This is a genomic window from Caulobacter sp. SRI_014 (assembly GCF_057586315.1).
Genome location: NZ_JBYCZQ010000002.1, coordinates 1 through 17,848 on the forward strand (window position 1 = coordinate 1; position 17,848 = coordinate 17,848).

Sequence of the window (17,848 nt, forward strand, 5' to 3'; positions counted from 1 at the left end):
TCCACACACCGTTGATTTTTATGCGGATTTTTCGCGCCGCCGGTCCGCCGACGAAGAGGTTAGCGCCTTCGCCTCGTCGAGGAACTCGACCACCTTGGTCAGCGGCATCGGCCGGGCGATGAAATAGCCCTGGGCCAGGTCGCAACCCATGCAGGTGAGGATGGCCAGGCTCTCGGCCGTTTCGACCCCCTCGGCGACGATCTGCAGGCCGAGGCTGTGGGCCAGGTCGATCGTCGACTTGACCAGCAGGGCGTCGCGGGCGCTGCGGTCGAGGGTGAGGATGAACTCCTTGTCGATCTTCAGCTCGTCGGCGCGGATCTGCTTGAGATAGGCCAGCGACGACAGGCCCGAGCCGTAGTCGTCGATGGAGATCTTGATCCCCGCCGTGCGGAACAGATCGATGATCTGGTGCGCCGTTTCGGGGTGATCGATGACGGCGGTCTCGGTGATCTCCAGGCAGATGCGGCCCTGGGCGGCGGCGACCATGCCGATGGCCTCGATGGCGAAAGCGGTGTCGGCCAGCATGCGGCCCGACAGATTGACCGAGACCGTGAGGTCGTGGCCGGCCAGGCGCAGGGCGGCCTGGTCGCGCAGCGCCTGTTCCAGGGTCCAGACGGTGAGGGCGCGTATGTGGCCGGTCTCCTCGGCCAGGCCGACGAACATGTCGGGCGAGACGAAGCCGCGCGTCGGGTGGTTCCAGCGCACCAGGGCCTCGACCCCGGTCGCGGCGCCGGCCCGGGTGTCGTGCTTGGGCTGGTAGGCCAGGCTGATCTCGCCGTTGCCCAGCGCGGTCAGCATTTCGCTCATCAGGCTGAGCTTGGAGGCCGGATCGCCATAGGCTTCGGCGTCGAAGGCGGCGGCGGACCTGTGGCCGGCGCGGGCCTGGTCGAGCGCGATGCTGGCCCGCTCGGCCGGGCCGGCGGGATGCGGGTCGGCGACGGCGGCCACCCCGCCGCTGAGGCCGACGTCGATGGTCTGGCCATCGAGCTGCACCGGCTTGGCCAGGTCCGCGATCAGCTTTTCGACGGCGGCCAGGGCCTGGTCCGGGCTGTCGGCGCGGAACATCAGGGCCAGGCGCTCGCTGGAGAGGCGCGCGCAGAGGTCGCCGGGCCGCAGGGTCTCCATGCGCAGGGCCAGCCGACGCAGCATCTCGCCGGCCAGCCGATAGCCGACAGCGGCCCGAACCTGCGGGAAGCGATCGACGCCGATGGCGGCGATGTAGAGCCCGGCCGGGTCGGCGCGGCTGATGGCGGCTTCCAGGCCACGGCGGTTGGCGATGGCCGTCTCCTGGTCGGTCAGGGCCAGGGTGGTGATCCGGGCCTCGCGCTCACGGATGCCGCTGGCCATGGCGTTGAAACTGTCGGCCAGGCGGCCGATCTCGTCGCCGGTCTCAACCTCGACATGGGCGTCCTCGCCGTCACGCAGGCGGCGGGCCGCCTCGTCGAGGGCGGAGATCGGGCGGGTGATCGAGCGGGCCAGCAGCCAGCTGCCGGCGATCAACAGGCCCAGGCCCAGCAGGCCGACGAAGACCAGGGTGATCAGCAGGCTGCGGTAAGGGGCCATGGCCAGGTCCAGCGGATAGCGCAGGACCAGGACGGCGTCGGCCTTCTCGCCCATCACCTTGACCGGCCGGGCCAGGGCGACGGCCTCCCCCTTGTCGGTCTTCAGGGGTCGGGGCTCTGCCGACTTGCCGATCGCGAAGGTGGCGAGACGGGTGTCGATGGGGCCAGCGTCGGTCGATCGCCAGGCTGCGCCCTGCTGGCGCGTCAGGACGGTGGCCGACAGGGGAATGGAGGCCAGGCTTTCCAGCGAGGCCATCTCCTTGCGGTCCAGCTTCTCGGCAAAGACCACCCAGCCGACCAGCTGCGGGGCCATGATCGGTTCGGCCACGGCCTGGAAGGCGGTGTCGCCGATGCGGAGCACGCCGGAGGTCGCGCCGCCGTCGAGGGCGTACCAGAGGTCGTTGGCCGCGTTCGGGTCGATGTCCGGCGCGCCGGTCAGGCTCCCGTCGGCGGCGACGATGAAGGCGCGGTCGAGGCTGAGACGGTCCTTGAGGTTGGTCAGGGCCGATTCGACGGTCGGGGCGTCACCCGAGGCGAAGGCCTCGCGGAAGCCGAAGTCGCGGCTGAGCACCTTGGCGCCGTCGGCCAGCTGGCTGGCCTTCAGGGTCCAGAGGCGGTCAAAGACGGCGCCGCCGGCGGCCAGTTCCTTCTCCACCTGATGGCGGGCGTTGCCGCCGACCGACAGGGTGACAGCCACGGCGGTGGCCATCAGGGCCACCCCGAACAGGCCGGCGTAGAGGACGGTCAGACGTCCGCGAAGGCTGGAGAAGCGGATCATCAGTGTTTGTGCCCGCCGGCCGGGCGACGGATCTCGACGGTGATGGCCGGGCGCGCGACGCCGGTCGCCGGCAGGGCGAAGGCCATCGAACTCTCGTTCTTCGGCGCGCGCAGCCAGGGATGCCAGACGCGGATGGTCGCCTGACCGGCCGGAAGACCGCGCAGGTTGGCGACGCCGTCGGCCCCGGTCTTGATGGCGAAGGGGGTGTCGACGACCTTCACATAGCCGACCATCTGGTCGTGGATGTTGCAGCCGATGGCGGCGACGCCGACGGCCTTGAAGGTCACGCTGCGGCTCTCGTCCTTGCCGAACAGCTTCAGTTCGAACTTGTTGCCGGCCGAAAACGAATAGACGTGGTGCTGAACCTTGTCGCGATTGGGGAAGGACACGGCCCCACCGACTGGCGCCACCAGCACGAAGGGATCGAACTGGATGTTCTGCTGGGCCACGGTCAGCGGCCAGGCGAACCTGATCGGGCCCTTGGGCGTCCCGCTGGCCGGATAGACGGTGACGACGGCGTTGGACACCGGCTTTCCCGAGGAATCCCTTACGGAAACCGCCAGATCTCCGGCCCATGCCGAAACCGGAAACAGCACAACCAGAAGGGCGAGAAGCAGAGCACGCATGGCGCTTGCCTACAGGAGCCGCATGAAAACTCAGTAAATCCAAAGGCCTAGAATGGGGTGAATGCTCTACCCCCGGTATGCCTCCCCGATTTGTGCAGTCATGGGGCGGCCAAGACTCTCTTAAGCATCTTTGTCGAGTGTCCGACCAAATCCCGGAATTGAGTAGGGCCATGGGGCAGACGATGAAGATCATCTCGGGCTTGGGGGCAGGCGCCGTTCTGGCGCTCGGCCTGATGGCCGGGGCGGCGAGCGCCCAGGACATCGAGACGGGCGGCAAGCTGCTGCTGACCGGCGGGGTGAGCACCATCGAGGGCTCCGGCGGCGGCGGCCTGGCGACCTGGGCCACGACGACCGGGTACGGCTCGGAGGAAGGGGTCGGCGGCAACGCCCATGCCACCTTTGTCAGCCTGCCCGACTTCGAGTTCCGCACCTACGGGGTGGCGGTCGGCCTCTTCGACCGGGTCGAGGTCAGCTACGCCAGGCAGGAATTCGACACCGGATCGACCGGCGGCAAGCTGGGTCTCGGCAATGGCTTTACGTTCAGCCAGGACGTGGTGGGGGTGAAGGTCGTGGTGCTGGGCGACGCCGTCTACGATCAGGACCGCTGGTACCCGCAGGTCGCGGTCGGGGCGCAGTACAAGCGCAATGACCAGGGCGCGATCATCGGCGCCGTCGGCGGCAAGGACGACGAGGGCGTCGACTACTATGTGGCGGCCACCAAGGTGCTTCTGGACAAAAGCCTGGTGGTGAGCGGCGCGGTCCGGCTGACCAAGGCCAACCAGGCCGGCCTGCTGGGCTTCGGCGGGCCGAACGAGGACGGCTACACGCCGCAGTTCGAGGGCAGCGTCGCCTGGCTGGCCAGCAAGCGGCTGGCCTTCGGGGCCGAGTACCGCAGCAAGCCGGAGAACCTGGGCTTCGCGAAGGAAGACGACTGGGCCGACGTCTTCGTCGCCTACGCCTTCAGCAAGAACCTGTCGGTCACCGCGGCCTGGGTCGACCTTGGCGACATCGCCACCTTCAAGGACCAGCGCGGGTTCTACATCTCTCTCCAGGCCGGGTTCTAAGCCGATGAAAGCCATTCTGCTCGCCGCCGCCTTCGCCATGACCGCCGGCGCCGCCACCGCTCAAGAGCCCCCTTCTCCCCAAGCATGGGCCATGCCCGGGGAAGAGAAGGTGGATCCCTACACCGTCTCCGACGCCAACGCCGGGACCGGGCCGATCACCGACCCGAAGGTGTTCGAGGCCTTCCACGGCAAGGAGGGTGTGGACCGGATCGTCGCCACCCTGCTCGACCTGGCCTATGCCGACGAGAAGCTGGGGCCGATCTTCAAGCCGTTCGAACGGGCGCGGGTCGAGCGGACCCTCAGCGAACACTTCTGCTACGTCCTGGGCGGCGGCTGCGCCTACACCGGCCGCGACATGGCCACGGCCCACAAGGACATGGGGGTGAAGCCCGGCGACATGGGCGCCCTGGTCGAGCTCCTGCAGAAGGCCATGGACAAGGAAGGCGTGCCGTTTGGGATGCAGAACCGCTTCCTGGCGAAGCTGGCGCCGATGAAGCGGGATATCGTGGCGAAGTAGGGCCGTCAGGCCCGTTCCAGGGCCACCATCAGTTCGCCCATGACCAGGATCTGGCCGTCGCCGATAACGGTGATGGCGTACTGCAGGGCCGCGCCCGTGGCGGCAAGCTGTTCGGCTCGAACTTCGAGGTCACCGGCGACGTCGTCCAGCCGGTCGCGCGTCCAGGTCAGGTTGTTGACCACGGCCAGGAAGCCCCGGCGGGGTTCCTTCTCGATCCCGGTCAGCTGGGCGTGCAGGGCGATGGCCTGGGAGGCGTATTCGGCCGCCGCGCTGGCCGGCAGGCGGCCGTCATGGCGCAGGGGGTTGGCCGGGTCGCGGTGGCTGACCGCGGAGCAGCTGATCCAGTCGGGACCGCCGCCGATCACCGTCTCCAGCAGATTCATCGCCCCGGCGTGCGGGATCGCCCTGGCGATCGCGGCCTTGTCCATGGGCGGGAGGTTCGACATCGGCGGCGTCACGGGCGAAAAGGGAGAAACGAATCTGCAGCGACCCTGATGACTTCCGCCTTCACGATCAACCCCGACCATCCCGCCCTGCCCGGCCATTTCCCCGGCAATCCGGTGGTCCCCGGCGTGGTCGTGCTCGAGCATCTCATCGGCGCCCTGGCTGAGACCCATCCGGGCAGAACCTGCACCGGCGTGCGGCGGATGAAGTTCCTGCGCCTGCTGCGCCCCGGCGAAACCGTCCAGGTGGCGTTCGGCGAGGCCAAGGCCGACGGAATCGCCGTCAAGGCCAGCGTGGCCGGCGAGCCGCTGATCGATGGGCGGCTGACCCTGGCGGCCGGTTGACGCCCAAGGAAACGGCGCCCGCCGAATCCCTCTGCTAACCGACGAAATTCGCTCAGCGTTTCGTTGCCAGACGGGCGCGGTTTCGCCTATGGAACGAAGGAGTGATTTTGGGGGAAGTCGGGGCGTATCGATGAAGCGGGTGCTTGTCGTCCACTATTCGCAGACGGGGCAGTTGAGCGACATTCTTCGCTCGACCGTGGCGCCGCTCGAAGCCGCGCCGGATATCGAGGTGACCTGGCTGCCCATAGAGCCGGTGACGCCCTATCCCTTCCCCTGGCCGGCGGGCTTCTTTTTCAACACCTTCCCCGAGACGGTTTACGAGGACGTCGACCCGATCAAGCCGCCGGTGCTGCCGGCCAACACCGAGTTCGACCTGGTGATCCTCGGCTATTCGGTGTGGTTCCTGTCGCCGTCCAAGCCGATCACCGCCTTCCTGCAGAGCCCCGAGGCGAAGACCCTGCTGGCCGGCAAGCCGGTCATCACCGTCATCGGCTGCCGCAACATGTGGCTGTCGGCGCAGGAGCGGATGAAGGAGCAGCTGAGCGCGCTCGGCGCGCACCTGATCGACAATGTGGTGCTGACCGACAGCGCCCACAGCGCCTTCACCTTCATCTCGACCCCGGCCTGGATGCTGACCGGCAAGAAGGGACCCTTCCTCGGCGGCGTGGTCCCCGAGGCCGGCGTCAGCCAGGAGGACATCGCCGGCTGCGCCCGCTTCGGCGAGGCCATCGCGGCGAAACTGCCCACCCGTTCGAAGGGCGACGTGTCGCCGATGCTGAGCGACCTTGGCGCGGTGTCGATCTTCGAGGGGCTGATGAGTTCGGAAAAAGTCGCCCGCAAGAGCTTCCTGATCTGGGGCCGGCTGCTGCGCGCCTGCGGCAAGCCAGGCAATCCCGTTCGTGGCGTCGTGCTGGTGATCTACGTCGCCTTCCTGTTCACCCTGATCTGCACCGTGGTGCCGCTGCTGGCGGTCATCAAGAGTCTGATCAAACCCCTGGCGCGGGAGCGTATCGCCCGTCAGCGCGCCTATTACGCCGAGCCCTCGGGCGAAGGCCGCGCCTTGCTGGGAGCCGCCCAATGACCATCCGCAGCGTCTACATCACAGGCACGGCGTCGTTCCTGCCCAACGAGCCCGTCCTCAACGACGAGATGGAGTCGGTCCTGGGTCAGGCCGGCGGCCGCCCCAGCCGCGCCCGCCGCACCATCCTGCGCAGCAACGGCATCAAGAGCCGCCACTACGCCATCGATCCGGCCACCGGCCAGGCGACCCACAACAACGCCCAGCTGACCGCCGCGGCCGTGCGGCGTCTGGGCCAGACCGTGACCCTGCCGGACGTCGACCTCCTGGCCTGCGGCACCTCGATCCCCGACCAGGTGATGCCCAACCATGCGGCCATGGTGCAGGGCGAGCTGGGCCTGCCGGCCTGTGAGGTGATCGCCACCAGCGGCGTCTGCCTGTCGGGCATCACGGCGCTGAAGTACGCCTACGTCACCGTCGCCGGGGGGCTGCACAACAACGCGGTGGCCACCGGCTCGGACTGCCCCTCGCCGGTCCTGTCGGCCAGCAACTTCAGCGCCGAGATCGAGAGCAAGGTCGACGAGCTGGAGAAGAGCCCGGAGATCGCCTTCGAGAAGGACTTCCTGCGCTGGATGCTCAGCGACGGGGCCGGCGCCTTCCTGCTGCAGGACAAGCCGCGCGAGGGGGCGACCAACCTGCGCATCGACTGGATCGAGACCTTCTCCTACGCCGGCGACATGGAGACCTGCATGTACGCCGGCGCCTCAAAGAACGCCGACGGCACCATCACCGGCTGGTCGGCGATGAGTCCCAAGGAACGCGAGAACGACTCGGTGATGTCGATCAAGCAGGACGTGCGCCTGCTGAACGAGCACGTCATCCACTACACGGTCGAAAAGCCCTTGCCCGGGATCGTTCAGAAGTACCAGCTGCGGGCCGACGACATCGACTGGTTCCTGCCGCACTATTCGAGCGAGTACTTCCGCGACAAGGTCCACGCCGGCATGCAGGTGGCGGGTTTCGACGTGCCGCAGGACCGCTGGTTCACCAACCTGACGACGCGCGGCAACACCGGTGCGGCCTCGATGTTCATCATGATCGACGAGCTGGCCCAGAGCGGCGACCTGGAGCCCGGCCAGCGGCTGCTGTGCTGGATCCCCGAGAGCGGCCGATTCTCCAGCGGGTTCATGCACCTGACGGTGGCCTGATGAAGAAGGACGAGGTTCCGCAGGAAACGGCCCGCACCTACGGCGGCACCAGGAAGCTGCTGTACGCGGTCGACGACAGCGGCGAGTACACCGAGGTCAATTCCGCCGGCTGGGAGCCCGAAACCTTCGCCACCGTCCAGGCCGTGGATGAACTGAACCGCCTGCGCGATCAGGCCTTCGCCGACGCCAGGGCCGGCAAGGTGAGCCCCCTGGTCTACTGGATGTACGCCCGGCGCATGGAGCCGGCGACCCTGGCGGCGACCACGGGCCTGTGGGCCTGGCGGGTCAACCGCCACTTCAAGCCGAAGGTCTTCGCCGGCCTGTCGGACGCCATCCTGGCCCGCTACGCCGAGGTCATGGACATCCCCCTCGCCAGCCTGCGCACCCTTCCGGACGCCCCCTGACATGACCGACTTCGCCCACCGCCAGTCGGCCCACTGCGAGAGCGGCGTGGTCGCCAACATGGTCAGCCATGGCGGCCTGGCCATGAACGAGCCGATGGCCTTTGGCCTCTCCTCGGCCCTGACCTTCGCCTACATGCCGATGATCAAGATGGCCGGCATGCCGCTGATCGCCTACCGCATGCCGCCCGGCCACATCATCAAGGGCGTGGCCAAGCAGCTGGGCATGAACTGGAAGCGCCAGACCTTCAGCGATCCGGCGGCCGGCAAGGCGGCGCTGGACGCGCAGCTGGACAAGGGCCATGCGGTCGGGCTGCAGACCTGCGTCTACTGGCTGCCCTACTTCCCGGAGGACATGCGCTTCCACTTCAACGCCCACAACCTGGTGGTTTTCGGGCGGGACGGCGACGACTACCTGATCAGCGACCCGATCTTCGAACAGACGGTGCGCTGTGATTCGGCCTCGCTGCAGAAGGCGCGGTTCGCCAAAGGCGCCATGGCCGCCAAGGGGATGATGTACTACCCCGAGGGGACGCCCACGGAGATCGACTACGCCACCGCCGTGCCCAAGGCGGTGCGGATGAACCGGCGGATCATGGTCGGGGCGCCGCTGCCGATCATCGGGGTCAAGGGCATCCGGTTCCTGGGCAAGAACATCGCCAAGGTGGCGGCCGGGCCGGATGCGGAAACAAAGTTGCCGCAGTACCTGGGCCACATCGTTCGCATGCAGGAAGAGATCGGCACCGGCGGGGCGGGCTTCCGCTTCCTCTACGCCAGCTTCCTGCAGGAGAGCGGCAAGATCCTCGGCAACGACCGGCTGAAGGAAGCTTCGGACGCCCTGACCGATGCCGGCGACACCTGGCGCAAGTTCGCCCTGGTCGCCACCAAGATGGCCCGCGGCCGCCAGAAGCTGGACATCAGGGAGCTGGACGGCATCCTCAACACCATCGCCGACAAGGAACTGGCGATGTGGCAGGGGCTGAAGGGGATCTAGGCGGCGACCGTGAAGGCCGCGAAGCGGCCGGCGCCATCGGTCGAAACGTGAAGCATCGTCTCGCCGGCCTTGGCCTGGGCCAGGAAGGCTGACGGCGCGGCGGCGGTGCGGCTGTCGTAGTAGGGCCGCCCGGCGCGGTAGTCGAAGGTTCGGATCAGGCCGAAGCGGTCGCCCTCGAGACCCTCTCCGAGACCCAGCACGGTGGTGGCCGGATCGAAACCGGCAATCCAGGCCATGATGTCGTCGCGGCTGGCGAAGAAGCGGCAGCCAGGCAGCGCGCCGCCTTCTCCGCCACCCGTCAGCCACAGCCAGTGGGCGGCCTCGCCGATGGGGGCGTCCGGGGCCTGGCCGAGGCGCTGGCGGTGGATGGCGATGGGTTCGAGCACGATGTCGGCGGAGCCGATCAAGGCCGAGGTCGCGGCGCCGGTCTTCAGGTCGAGCAGGGCCAGTTGCAGCGCCGTCTCGAAGCCGAAAGCGCGGTTGCCAACGCAGGTCGAGCGGCCGGACAGGCCGAACGACTTGGCGACATAGAAGCAGGCGGCGTTGCTGACGGTGTTGATGAAGCTCAGCGGCTTGGGCGGGAAACCGTCGCGGAACAGATGCTCCATGACCTCGACGGTGACCTCGAAGTCGCCGCTGCCGGTGGTGAAGTAGACCGCCGTGTCGGCCGGCGGCGTCTTGCCCGCCAGACAGCGGGCGGCGCCGATCAGGGCCAGCGAGATGAAGCGGCCGATGCGGCGGACCGGCTGGCCGAGGTCGGCCTTCAGGATCGGCTTGAGGTCGGTGAGGTCGCCACCTTCCTCGCTCAGGTAGTCGCCGATTCCGGCGATGCGGGCCTCAGTCATTGGCCACCACCAGACTGGTGTTGTTGCCGCCAAAGCCGAAGTAGTTGAGCAGGAAGGCGCCGCGCCCGACCGGCGCCCAGGTCTGGTTGAGCATCAGGCCCAGTTCGCCGGGCTCGGCGCTGATGCCGGGCAGCGGCGGCAGGTGGCCCCGTTCGATGGCGCCGCAGACCAGCAGCATCTCGCCCAGGCCGCAGGCCCCGAAGGTGTGGCCGATGAAGGGCTTCATGGCCAGCATCGGCGGCACGACGGGGAAGACCCGGTGCATGCCGGCCGCCTCGGCCTCGTCGTTGAGCAGGCTGGCAGTGCCATGCGCCTTGACCGCCAGGATGTCGGAGGCCTGCAGGCCGGCGGCGTCGAGGGCCTGCTGCATGACCGCCGCGACGGTCGAGCCGTCGGGGTTGGCGGCCGAGACGCCGTGGGTGTCGCAGAGGTTGGCGCCGGCCCGCAGGTGGAAGCCGGACGGCCCGGGCGTGGCGCCGACGACGAGGGCGCAGACGCCTTCGCCCAGCACCAGCCCGGCGCGCTGGGCGTCGAACGGGCGCATGCCGTTGGGGGCCAGCAGGGCCAGGCTCTGGAAGCCCAGGGCGGTAATGACGTTGAAGATCTCCAGCCCGATGATCAGGGCGTGGTCGATCAGCCCCTCGCGGATCATGGCGTCGGCGTAGATCAGGGCGTTGGCGCTGGAGGTGCAGGCGGTGTTGATCGTGTAGTCGGGCCCCCGCAGGCCGAACCGCCGGGCGATGGCTTCGGCGAGGCCGCCCATGGCGGCGTTGGTCATCAGGGGGTGGGCGGTGGGATCGGCCTTGAGGTCGCGGGCATAGATGGCCTCGGTCACCGAGATGTCGAGGCTGGAGGTGCCGAGGAAGAGGGCCGTGCGCACGCGCTGGGCCGGCGTCAGGTCCGAGGCCGCCAGCGCCGCCTCAACGACCGGCTCCAGGGCGCGCCACAGGCGGGTCTCGACGTCCTCAAGGGGCAGGTTGCGGAGCAGCATGCTCGGAACCGCCTCGACCGTCTCGCCGAGCGGCACGGCGGTGATCCCCGGCGGCGGCGGGCCGGCGGGCAGGGCATCCAGATTTTCAGCGAGGGTGGCGCCCAGCGAGGTGTGCAGCCCGGCCCCGTGGAACCAGGCGCGCCTCATCCCTTTTTGCTTCGCTCGGCCTCGATGAAGTCGGCCAGGGCATTGATGCTGGCCAGGGCCTTGCGGGCGTCGGGACCGCCTTCGATGCGGACGCCGTAGTTCTCTTTCACCGCCATGCTGATCTGCAGGGCGTCGAGACTGTCGAGGTCGAGGTCGCCGCCGATCAGGCGTTCGTCGTCGCCGATGTCATTGGGGTCCATCTCTTCCTTGTCGCACTCGCGCACGATCATCGCCTTGAGGTCGGCCAGCATTTGCGCGCGGTCGGACATGGAAGAAACCCTACTTCTGATACCGATGGACGAGCCAGGCCGCGCCCAGGGTGGCGAGGCCAAATCCGGTGAGCTTGGCGAGCTCCGGCCAGATGTCCCCCACCCCTCCCCCGCGTAGCAACAACCCGAGGAAGCCGTCCAGCCCCCAGGCCATGGGCGAGAGGTCTGCGATGGCCTGCATGCCCGGCGGCATGACGAACTTGGGGATCATGATCCCGCCGAGCGCGGCCAGGACGATGGCGCCGAGGCCAGAGGCCATCGTCGCCTGCTCGCTGGTCCGGGCGGTCACGGCGATGAGCAGGGCGAGGCCGAGCGCCGCCAGGCTGACCGCCGCCGACAGCAGGACCAGAGCAAAGGGGCTGCCATTGAGTTGCAGCGCCTGGCCGCCGAGCAGGGGGACGAGGAACATCCCCGCCGCCAGCATCAGCACCACCTGCACCTGGTTGACCAGGAAGTAGGGGATCAGCTTGCCGAGGAACTGGGTCATCGGGCCGATGTCGATGGTTGCCAGGCGTTTCTGCACCCCCAACTGCCGCTCTCGGATGAAGGTGTTCGAGAAGGGGATGGAAACGAAGAAGATGGCGAACACCAGCCAGGCCGGCACGCTCTGCTGCACGGCCGAGGGCGATGCCTCGGGCTTGGCCGCCGCGTAGGCATAGGCGAGGTCGATCTTCGGGGCCTCGACCTTTGGCGGATCGATGGGATAGCCGAAGGGGTCCTCGGTCGGCAGGAAGCCGATCAGCTGTTCGGTGCGCTGCATACCGGTCGCTTCGCCCAGCGCGGCCAGCATGAGTTTTTCAGTGCGCTTGTCGGTGTCGGGGGCGACGGTGACGGCCAGCAGGGTCGGCGCCTTTGGGTTGGGCTGGCCTTCGAGGCTGGCGCCGTAGCCCTTGCGGATCTCGATGGCGAAGGCGTAGCCGCCGTCCTTGAGGGCTTGTTTGATGTCCTTTGGCGCGGGTTGGCGCTTTATGCCGAAAGCCTCGTTTTTCGCCAAAGTCTCCTGCAGCAATTTCGACTTCGGCGTGCCGTCATGATCGACCAGCAACACGTCGGCCAGATGGCCGCCGCGCGAGGCGAACAGGTCCTGCAAGGCCAGCGACATGATCAGGATGAAGACCAGCGGCAGGATGAACAGCAGGGCCAGGCCATGCAGGTCGCGGCGCAACAACCGCAGTTCCTTGACGATAGTGGCGAAGAGCGGGTTCACGCCGTCTCCTCCGCCGCCGCCTGGTCGAGCAGGCCCAGGTACAGGGTCTCCAACCGGCTGACGCCGTATTCGGCGCGGGACACCTTGAGGCCGGCGGCCTGCAGCTTTTCGAGTACGGCCGGCAGGTCGCCCTGGCCGGCGAGATCGAGATCGACGCGGCCTTCAACCGACCAGTCGGCGGCCAACCCCTTGAGCGCCGTCCTGGCCTTGGCGGTGGCCGGCGCCGCCAGGGTGACAGTCAGACGGCGGGCGGCGGCCTCGGTCAGCAGTTCGGTTGTCCTGCCCTGGAGGACCAGCTTGCCATGGTCGATGACGGCGACGGCGTCGCAGAGCTGCTCGACCTCCTCCATGTAGTGGGAGGTGTAGACGATGGTCACGCCCTGGCTCTTGAGGACCTTGATGACCTCCAGGATGGTCTGGCGGGAGCGGGCGTCGATGCCGACGGTGGGTTCATCGAGATAGAGGATGCGTGGCGCGTTGATCAGGGCGATGGCCAGGTTCAGCCGCCGCTTGAGGCCGCCGCTGTAGGTCTCGGCCGGCTTGTCGAGCCACCCCGCGAGGTCGGTGGCGGCGACGGCGGCCGCACGCCGGGCCGGCCAGTCTGCCTTGGGGATGCGATAGAGACCGGCGAAGTATTCGAGGTTATCGGCGCCGCTGAGGGCTGGATAGAAGGCGAAGTCTTGCGGGGCCAGGGCCCCGGCCCGGCGCAGGGCGCCCGGATCCTTTGCCGCCGATACGCCCTCGACGAGGATCTCGCCCGATTGCGGGGCGATCATGCCGGTCATCAGCGAGATCAGCGTGCTCTTGCCGGCCCCGTTCGGACCCAGCAGGCCAAAGCAGCTGCCGCGTTCGATTGCGAGGTCGATGCCGCTCAGGGCCTCGCGAGCGGCGCGCGGATAGCGATGCGACAGGCCCCGGACCAGGATGGCCGGATCGTCTTTCGTCGGACTGTTGGCTTCACCAGACACGCATCGTCCCCCGCTCCGGGCTTAGCGCAGGGGTGGCGCCGCGTCACCGCAAAACTATGTCGCATCTTTCGTGGGAAGGCCAAAGACAGGCAGGCCCTCGAACCAGACCTCGATGGCGAGATGGTCGGGGCTGCGGCGCAGGATTTCCCCGGCCAGCTCCCGCGCCCGGGCATCGCCGGACACGGTCACCGCCAGGACGTCAGGCTCCGGGGCGCCGCTGCGGGTGAGGTGGAAGATGTAGGTCTGCATGGCGTTCGGGCCGGACCGGGACGCCGCGCCTCCGGAGGGAGGCGCGGACATCCCGGCTTTGGCTTGGCTCTCGGGGCTCAGTTCTCCTGCGGAACTTCGCTCTCGGTGGCGCGGCGTTCCTTTTTGGCCTTGGCCTCGGCGCTGGCCGAGCCGCCGACATTCACGCTGCCGGCCTTGCGGGCTTCGCCCTGGGCGCGGCTGGCGGCGTAGGCGGCCTTGCCGCGGGCCTGACCGGCGGCTCGGGCGGCATCGCCACGGGTTTCGCCGGCGAGGCGGGCCGCCTGGCCGCGAGCCTGGCCGACGTCGCGGGCGGCGGCGGCGCGATCAACGCCGACCGAGCCGGAACCGCTGGCGCCCGCCGAACCTTTCGACGTCCCGAGCATGCCGGAGGCTGAACCGGAGGCGCCACGGCCATCGACATTGCCGCTGGCCGAGCCGCTGGCTTCGGCGGCAGCCTCGCGGCGGGCCTTGGCGGCGGCCTTTTCAGCCCGGGCCCTGGCCCGTTCCGCGCGGGCCTGGGCCGCGTCGGTGGCGCGCTGAGTGGTGTCGCCGACCCGGTCGCGCACGCCGCCGAGGTCCGCGCCGCCACTGCCGGTGAGCGAGCCGCCAGCCGAGCCGGTCACACCGCCGACGCTGCCGCCGACCGAACCGCCCAGGCCGCCCGAGCCACCCAGAACCTGGGCATTGGCCGAACCGGCGGCGAACAAGGCGCAGGCCGCGGCCGCGCAGAGGAAGGTGGTTTTCATGGCGTTTCTCCTTCGAGAGTCTGTTCGACTTGAGGCCTGGCGCAGCAAAGCCGCCAGGCCTCTCGAAGGTTCCAACGACGGGCGGCCGAGGTTTCTTCCGTCAGGTCCCGATTTTCTCTCAGCGGCGGGCCGGCGGGGACATCCGCAACTCGCTCGCCACCAGCCCCCGGCCATAGATGCGGTCCGGTCCGCGCGGACCCAGATCCCGCGCCTCGGCCCCCAGGGCAGCCACCGCCTGAGCAGGGCTGCGGCCGCGCCGCAGGACGGCCAGCCGCCCGGCGACCAGCGGGGCGGCGAAGGAGGTGCCGCGCATGCCTGAGAACCCCCCGCCGGGCCGGGCGGCGACCATGTCAGAGCCCGGGGCGGAGAAGTCGATGTGGGTCCCCCGGCAGGCCTCGGGCAATACCCGGTCGCGGCGGTCGACGCCGGTCACCGAGATCACCTCCGGCCAGGCAGCGGGATAGAGGGGTGGGGCGGCCGGGCCATCGTTGCCGACGGCGGCGACCAGCAGCACGCCCCGGGCGCTCAGACGGCGGACCATGGCCCCGACCAGGGCGTTGCGGGGACCGACCAGGCTGATGTTGACCACCGCGACGCCCGAACCGTCCATCCACCCCAGAGCCCGGGCCACGGCGTCGGCCGAGCCGCCGGTCGGGCCGGTTCCATAGACGTCCGCCGCCAGGACCGTCGCCCCCGGCGCGGCGCCGCGAAAGCCACCCGACTGACCCGCCAGCAGGGAGGCGGCGGCCGTGCCGTGAGCGGCCGGCCGGATGCCGCCGGGGGCGAAGGCGCGCTGCTCGACGCGGGCCGCGGCGAGGGCCGGGTGGCGCACATCGACGCCGGTGTCGATCAACCCGATGCGCACGCCCGCGCCACCCCCCTGAAAGCCGGCGGCGACGACCGGCGCGGCGGCGGTCACGGCGGGCAGCGGCATGGTCTCGCCGGCCCCTGAGTAGATGTGGTTGAAATCATAGTCCCCGGCCGGATCGGCCTTGCGCAGCCGCTTGAGGGCCTGGCGGGCGTTGAGGCGCGATGGCGGCGACAGGATGATCATCTCCAGCCCGCCCTCGAGGGTCTCGCGCCGCAGGATGGCGAAACCCGCCGCCTGGGCCGCCGCCATGGAGGCTGCGCTGGGGGCAACGGCCAGAATCTGGCCGCGCACGACCGGGCCTCCCCGGTCATCGGTTTCTATCTCGCGGGGATTGCGGCGGATCAGGTCCTTGAGGGCCTCGGCCCGCTGTCCGGTGATGTCGCTCAGGCGATCGACCGATCCGTCGACCCCGTCCACGGCGCCGCGCACCCGGTCGCCGACGTCGCTGGTTGAGGGCAGGCCGCCGCCGGGCAGTCCACCGCCCGGAAGCCCGCCGCCACCACCCGGCAGGGAGGGCAGCTGGGCCGCCGCCGGCCCGGCCAATGCCAGAACGAGCGCCAGCGCACCGATCAGGCGGCGCCCGCGTCGGGCGTCGAAACTGGGTTCCATCGCGGTCGCCTCCATACCGCCGGCCAAAACCCGCAACGTCCAATGGCGATCGGGGTTGCGGGATCGGGCGACAGGATATCTCTTTTCCTGGGGAAGAAACGTCCGGTGGTCGTCGTTTCATCCGTGAAGAGGTGAACTTCTTGGACCCGTTCGAGCGCGGGATCGTCGATCTTCTGCCGCGCCTGCGCCGATTCGCGCGGGCGTTGGCCCGGTCGTCGGCCGACGCGGACGACCTGTGCCAGATCGCTGTCGAGCGGGCTCTGGCGCGGCGGGCTCAATGGGTCGCCGGCACGAGACTGGACAGCTGGACCATGCGCATCATGAAGAACGCCTGGATCGACGAGACCCGCAGCCGGGGCCGCAAGGCCCGGCTGTTCGACGCCCCCGAGGCGGGCGAGCGGGTGGCCGATCCGACAGTTCCCGCGCCCGCCGAGCGCGACGACGCCTTTGCCGTCGGCCAGGCCATGGCCCGGCTGCCCGACGACCAGCGGCTGGCCGTCGCCCTGGTGCTGGTCGAGGGCCTGTCCTACGCCGAGGCCGCCGAGGTCATGGAGGTCCCGGCCGGCACCGTGGCCAGCCGGGTGGCGCGCGGCCGCATGGGTCTGATGGCCCAGCTGGAGGAGGCCGGATGACCCGCGAGCCACACATCAGTGACGAGATGCTGATCGCCTATCTCGACGGCGAACTGGACGAGGCCGGCATGGCCACCGTGGACGCCGCCCTCGGCGAAGACCCGGTCCTGGTCGACCGGCTGGAGGCCCATGCCGCCCTGGCTGACCGGGTGCGGGCCGCCTATGCGCCCGTGATCGATGAGCCGCTGCCGGCGGCGCTCACCGGGCTGGTGCAGCCGGTTCCGAGCAACGTCGTCTCCTTGCCCGAACGAAGCAAACCCCTGCGAAGTTACGCCTGGTGGGGCGCCATGGCCGCCACCCTGGTGGTGGCGGTGATGCTGTTCGGACGCGAACTGGCGCCCGGCGGCCCGATCGGGGCCGGCATGATGGCGCGCGGCGACCTGGCCAGGGCCCTGACCGTCCAGGCCAGCAACGACGCCAGGGGCGAGGTCGCCATCGGCCTGACCTTCAAGGACCAGTCCGGCCGCTACTGCCGGACCTTCGCCGCCCGGAAGATGGCCGGCCTGGCCTGCCGCGAGGGCGAGGGCTGGCAGGTCGAGGTCGCCGCCCGGCAGCCGGCCACCCCCGGCACGGAATTCCGCCAGGCCGCCAGCGCCACGCCGGGCCCGGTGCTGACCCGGGTGGATGAGCTGATCGCCGGCGAGGCGCTCGACGCCGAACAGGAGAAGAAGGCGCTGGCCGCCGGCTGGCGCTAGCCGTCCATCAGGACGACGTCCCAACGGTAGGCCCCGTCGCCCGCCGCCATGGCCGTCGAGGTCGGCGCCCCGGGACCCAGTTCCTTGTACAGCGGGTCCTTGGCGTTCAGCCCGCCCTCTTCCGGGAAGTACATCTGGGCGCTGAGCCGATGGGCCCGGCCCTGGATGTCGAAATGGATGTGCGGCGTGCGCAGGCCGATGGGCGAGTCGTAGGCCGCCGGCTTGATGGTCCGGAGGCGCCACTCCCCGTCATTGCCGGTGGTCAGCAGGCAGTAGCCCTGGAAGTTCGGGTCGAGCGGCGCGGTGCTGATGTCGTTGGCGTGGGCGTAGCGGCCGGCGGCGTTGGCCTGCCAGACCTCCAGCCGGGCCCCTCGCATCGGCTTGCCGTGGCGATCCAGCACCCGGCCGGTCAGTTCAATGACATTGCCCAGCGCCCGCTCCTTGTGACCCTTCATCCAGGTCATGTCGAAGTCCTGCTCGGGCGGCTTCTCGACCGGATAGAAGGGCCCGAGCATCGAGGTCCAGGTGCCCTCGGGATCAGCGGCCAGGGCGGTGGAGCCGCCGGCGACGGCCGCGGCGGCGGCGGCGGCGAAAGCCCGCCGCGAAAGAGGTCGAATGGTCATCTGCAGTCCCCCAGGAACAGGTCCGCGAACATACCCACGT

At 69.4% G+C, this 17,848-nt stretch carries 21 protein-coding genes; 9 read left to right on the forward strand and 12 right to left on the reverse strand.

Annotated elements, in window-relative coordinates; translation table 11 throughout:
- Window positions 1-18: 18 nt before the first annotated feature.
- Together AC2YG9_RS05425 and AC2YG9_RS05430 are read right to left on the reverse strand one after the other, a co-directional pair.
- Window positions 19-2,340 carry a putative bifunctional diguanylate cyclase/phosphodiesterase gene (locus AC2YG9_RS05425; protein ID WP_487296925.1) on the reverse strand — a complete coding sequence of 774 codons (2,322 nt, stop codon included), beginning with the start codon at window positions 2,338-2,340 and terminating at the stop codon, window positions 19-21.
- Window positions 2,340-2,867 carry a cupredoxin domain-containing protein gene (locus AC2YG9_RS05430; RefSeq protein ID WP_487296926.1) on the reverse strand — a complete coding sequence of 176 codons (528 nt, stop codon included), beginning with the start codon at window positions 2,865-2,867 and terminating at the stop codon, window positions 2,340-2,342. The genes AC2YG9_RS05425 and AC2YG9_RS05430 overlap by 1 nt, the downstream gene beginning before the upstream one ends.
- 269 nt (window positions 2,868-3,136) lie before the next feature.
- Here AC2YG9_RS05430 and AC2YG9_RS05435 point away from each other — a divergent pair, with 269 nt between their 5' ends.
- Together AC2YG9_RS05435 and AC2YG9_RS05440 are read left to right on the forward strand one after the other, a co-directional pair.
- On the forward strand, window positions 3,137-4,030 hold the full coding sequence (locus AC2YG9_RS05435; RefSeq protein WP_487296927.1) for a DUF3034 family protein: 894 nt from the start codon (window positions 3,137-3,139) through the stop codon (window positions 4,028-4,030).
- 4 nt (window positions 4,031-4,034) lie between these two features.
- The gene (locus AC2YG9_RS05440; protein ID WP_487296928.1) at window positions 4,035-4,547 is read left to right on the forward strand and encodes a group I truncated hemoglobin; all 513 of its coding nucleotides are present in this window, start codon (window positions 4,035-4,037) and stop codon (window positions 4,545-4,547) included.
- A gap of 5 nt (window positions 4,548-4,552) precedes the next feature.
- On the opposite strand, the gene AC2YG9_RS05445 is transcribed toward AC2YG9_RS05440, so the two are convergent.
- Window positions 4,553-4,975: a hotdog family protein gene (locus AC2YG9_RS05445; RefSeq protein WP_487296929.1), complete on the reverse strand. Its 423-nt coding sequence runs from the start codon at window positions 4,973-4,975 to the stop codon at window positions 4,553-4,555.
- A gap of 66 nt (window positions 4,976-5,041) precedes the next feature.
- Between AC2YG9_RS05445 and AC2YG9_RS05450 the strand changes: the two genes are divergently transcribed.
- The 5 genes from AC2YG9_RS05450 (at window position 5,042) to darH (ending at window position 8,956) form a co-directional block, all read left to right on the forward strand.
- Complete coding sequence (locus AC2YG9_RS05450; protein WP_487296930.1) at window positions 5,042-5,335, forward strand: ApeI family dehydratase; 294 nt, start codon at window positions 5,042-5,044, stop codon at window positions 5,333-5,335.
- A gap of 130 nt (window positions 5,336-5,465) precedes the next feature.
- Entirely contained in the window at window positions 5,466-6,416 is a 951-nt protein-coding gene (locus AC2YG9_RS05455; RefSeq protein ID WP_487296931.1) for a flavodoxin family protein, read from the forward strand.
- A complete protein-coding gene (locus AC2YG9_RS05460) occupies window positions 6,413-7,561 on the forward strand; it encodes a beta-ketoacyl-ACP synthase III (RefSeq protein ID WP_487296932.1) in 1,149 nt (382 codons plus the stop codon). Before AC2YG9_RS05455 ends, AC2YG9_RS05460 begins: the two co-directional genes overlap by 4 nt.
- Window positions 7,561-7,965: a DarG family dialkylresorcinol biosynthesis protein gene (locus tag AC2YG9_RS05465; protein ID WP_487296933.1), complete on the forward strand. Its 405-nt coding sequence runs from the start codon at window positions 7,561-7,563 to the stop codon at window positions 7,963-7,965. Before AC2YG9_RS05460 ends, AC2YG9_RS05465 begins: the two co-directional genes overlap by 1 nt.
- A gap of 1 nt (window position 7,966) precedes the next feature.
- Window positions 7,967-8,956, forward strand: a complete 990-nt coding sequence (gene darH / locus AC2YG9_RS05470; protein WP_487296934.1) for a BtrH-related acyltransferase DarH — start codon at window positions 7,967-7,969, stop codon at window positions 8,954-8,956.
- Here the strand turns inward: darH and AC2YG9_RS05475 are convergent.
- The 8 genes from AC2YG9_RS05475 to AC2YG9_RS05510 form a co-directional block, all read right to left on the reverse strand.
- Window positions 8,953-9,801, reverse strand: a complete 849-nt coding sequence (locus AC2YG9_RS05475; protein WP_487296935.1) for an RNA-binding protein — start codon at window positions 9,799-9,801, stop codon at window positions 8,953-8,955. The genes darH and AC2YG9_RS05475 overlap by 4 nt on opposite strands.
- Window positions 9,794-10,939 carry a beta-ketoacyl synthase N-terminal-like domain-containing protein gene (locus AC2YG9_RS05480; protein WP_487296936.1) on the reverse strand — a complete coding sequence of 382 codons (1,146 nt, stop codon included), beginning with the start codon at window positions 10,937-10,939 and terminating at the stop codon, window positions 9,794-9,796. Before AC2YG9_RS05480 ends, AC2YG9_RS05475 begins: the two co-directional genes overlap by 8 nt.
- Window positions 10,936-11,208, reverse strand: a complete 273-nt coding sequence (locus AC2YG9_RS05485) for a phosphopantetheine-binding protein (protein ID WP_487296937.1) — start codon at window positions 11,206-11,208, stop codon at window positions 10,936-10,938. Before AC2YG9_RS05485 ends, AC2YG9_RS05480 begins: the two co-directional genes overlap by 4 nt.
- Window positions 11,209-11,218: 10 nt before the next feature.
- On the reverse strand, window positions 11,219-12,415 hold the full coding sequence (locus AC2YG9_RS05490; protein ID WP_487296938.1) for an ABC transporter permease: 1,197 nt from the start codon (window positions 12,413-12,415) through the stop codon (window positions 11,219-11,221).
- Entirely contained in the window at window positions 12,412-13,383 is a 972-nt protein-coding gene (locus tag AC2YG9_RS05495) for an ABC transporter ATP-binding protein (RefSeq protein ID WP_487296939.1), read from the reverse strand. The genes AC2YG9_RS05490 and AC2YG9_RS05495 overlap by 4 nt, the downstream gene beginning before the upstream one ends.
- A gap of 54 nt (window positions 13,384-13,437) precedes the next feature.
- Window positions 13,438-13,632: a hypothetical protein gene (locus AC2YG9_RS05500; protein WP_487296940.1), complete on the reverse strand. Its 195-nt coding sequence runs from the start codon at window positions 13,630-13,632 to the stop codon at window positions 13,438-13,440.
- A 77-nt stretch (window positions 13,633-13,709) separates the two neighbouring features.
- Complete coding sequence (locus tag AC2YG9_RS05505; RefSeq protein WP_487296941.1) at window positions 13,710-14,378, reverse strand: hypothetical protein; 669 nt, start codon at window positions 14,376-14,378, stop codon at window positions 13,710-13,712.
- A 118-nt stretch (window positions 14,379-14,496) separates the two neighbouring features.
- Window positions 14,497-15,858: a S8 family serine peptidase gene (locus tag AC2YG9_RS05510; RefSeq protein ID WP_487296942.1), complete on the reverse strand. Its 1,362-nt coding sequence runs from the start codon at window positions 15,856-15,858 to the stop codon at window positions 14,497-14,499.
- Window positions 15,859-15,989: 131 nt separating this feature from the next.
- Here AC2YG9_RS05510 and AC2YG9_RS05515 point away from each other — a divergent pair, with 131 nt between their 5' ends.
- Together AC2YG9_RS05515 and AC2YG9_RS05520 are read left to right on the forward strand one after the other, a co-directional pair.
- Window positions 15,990-16,490: a sigma-70 family RNA polymerase sigma factor gene (locus AC2YG9_RS05515; protein ID WP_487296943.1), complete on the forward strand. Its 501-nt coding sequence runs from the start codon at window positions 15,990-15,992 to the stop codon at window positions 16,488-16,490.
- The gene (locus tag AC2YG9_RS05520) at window positions 16,487-17,185 is read left to right on the forward strand and encodes an anti-sigma factor family protein (RefSeq protein ID WP_487296944.1); all 699 of its coding nucleotides are present in this window, start codon (window positions 16,487-16,489) and stop codon (window positions 17,183-17,185) included. Before AC2YG9_RS05515 ends, AC2YG9_RS05520 begins: the two co-directional genes overlap by 4 nt.
- On the opposite strand, the gene AC2YG9_RS05525 is transcribed toward AC2YG9_RS05520, so the two are convergent.
- Window positions 17,182-17,808, reverse strand: a complete 627-nt coding sequence (locus AC2YG9_RS05525) for a dioxygenase family protein (RefSeq protein ID WP_487296945.1) — start codon at window positions 17,806-17,808, stop codon at window positions 17,182-17,184. The genes AC2YG9_RS05520 and AC2YG9_RS05525 overlap by 4 nt on opposite strands.
- Between the last annotated feature and the right edge of the window lie 40 nt (window positions 17,809-17,848).

Coding starts and splice junctions, on each gene's coding strand:
- AC2YG9_RS05425 (WP_487296925.1), bottom strand. CDS start 2,340: ATGATCCGCTTCTCCAGCCTTCGCGGACGTCTGACCGTCCTCTACGCC.
- AC2YG9_RS05435 (WP_487296927.1), top strand. CDS start 3,137: ATGGGGCAGACGATGAAGATCATCTCGGGCTTGGGGGCAGGCGCCGTT.
- AC2YG9_RS05440 (WP_487296928.1), top strand. CDS start 4,035: ATGAAAGCCATTCTGCTCGCCGCCGCCTTCGCCATGACCGCCGGCGCC.
- AC2YG9_RS05445 (WP_487296929.1), bottom strand. CDS start 4,975: ATGGACAAGGCCGCGATCGCCAGGGCGATCCCGCACGCCGGGGCGATG.
- AC2YG9_RS05450 (WP_487296930.1), top strand. CDS start 5,042: ATGACTTCCGCCTTCACGATCAACCCCGACCATCCCGCCCTGCCCGGC.
- AC2YG9_RS05455 (WP_487296931.1), top strand. CDS start 5,466: ATGAAGCGGGTGCTTGTCGTCCACTATTCGCAGACGGGGCAGTTGAGC.
- AC2YG9_RS05460 (WP_487296932.1), top strand. CDS start 6,413: ATGACCATCCGCAGCGTCTACATCACAGGCACGGCGTCGTTCCTGCCC.
- AC2YG9_RS05465 (WP_487296933.1), top strand. CDS start 7,561: ATGAAGAAGGACGAGGTTCCGCAGGAAACGGCCCGCACCTACGGCGGC.
- darH (WP_487296934.1), top strand. CDS start 7,967: ATGACCGACTTCGCCCACCGCCAGTCGGCCCACTGCGAGAGCGGCGTG.
- AC2YG9_RS05475 (WP_487296935.1), bottom strand. CDS start 9,801: ATGACTGAGGCCCGCATCGCCGGAATCGGCGACTACCTGAGCGAGGAA.
- AC2YG9_RS05480 (WP_487296936.1), bottom strand. CDS start 10,939: ATGAGGCGCGCCTGGTTCCACGGGGCCGGGCTGCACACCTCGCTGGGC.
- AC2YG9_RS05485 (WP_487296937.1), bottom strand. CDS start 11,208: ATGTCCGACCGCGCGCAAATGCTGGCCGACCTCAAGGCGATGATCGTG.
- AC2YG9_RS05500 (WP_487296940.1), bottom strand. CDS start 13,632: ATGCAGACCTACATCTTCCACCTCACCCGCAGCGGCGCCCCGGAGCCT.
- AC2YG9_RS05505 (WP_487296941.1), bottom strand. CDS start 14,378: ATGAAAACCACCTTCCTCTGCGCGGCCGCGGCCTGCGCCTTGTTCGCC.
- AC2YG9_RS05510 (WP_487296942.1), bottom strand. CDS start 15,858: ATGGAACCCAGTTTCGACGCCCGACGCGGGCGCCGCCTGATCGGTGCG.
- AC2YG9_RS05520 (WP_487296944.1), top strand. CDS start 16,487: ATGACCCGCGAGCCACACATCAGTGACGAGATGCTGATCGCCTATCTC.
- AC2YG9_RS05525 (WP_487296945.1), bottom strand. CDS start 17,808: ATGACCATTCGACCTCTTTCGCGGCGGGCTTTCGCCGCCGCCGCCGCC.